General features: G+C 51.9%; 1 protein-coding gene. It reads left to right on the plus strand.

Features of this window, described 5'->3' with window-relative positions; all coding sequences use genetic code 11:
* Positions 1-626: EF-Tu C-terminal domain-related protein (locus ACWKXN_RS22390; RefSeq protein ID WP_454544380.1), on the plus strand; the 626-nt coding region annotated here is incomplete at both ends.

Raw genomic sequence — 626 nt, forward strand, 5'->3', positions numbered from 1 at the left:
GGCGACGATACTCCAATCGTTCGTGGTTCTGCTCTGAAAGCGCTGGAAGGCGAAGCTGAGTGGGAAGCTAAAATCATCGAACTGGCTGGCTTCCTGGATTCTTACATCCCAGAACCAGAGCGTGCGATTGACAAGCCGTTCCTGCTGCCAATCGAAGACGTATTCTCCATCTCCGGTCGTGGTACCGTTGTTACCGGTCGTGTAGAGCGCGGTATCATCAAAGTTGGTGAAGAAGTTGAAATCGTTGGTATCAAAGAGACTGCGAAGTCTACCTGTACTGGCGTTGAAATGTTCCGCAAACTGCTGGACGAAGGCCGTGCTGGTGAGAACGTTGGTGTTCTGCTGCGTGGTATCAAACGTGAAGAAATCGAACGTGGTCAGGTTCTGGCGAAGCCAGGCTCAATCAAGCCACACACCAAGTTCGAATCTGAAGTGTACATCCTGTCCAAAGACGAAGGCGGCCGTCATACTCCGTTCTTCAAAGGCTACCGTCCACAGTTCTACTTCCGTACAACTGACGTGACCGGTACCATCGAACTGCCAGAAGGCGTTGAGATGGTAATGCCAGGCGACAACATCAAGATGGTTGTGACTCTGATCCACCCAATCGCGATGGACGACGGTCT

This window comes from Enterobacter sp. UPMP2060 (assembly GCF_053709655.1).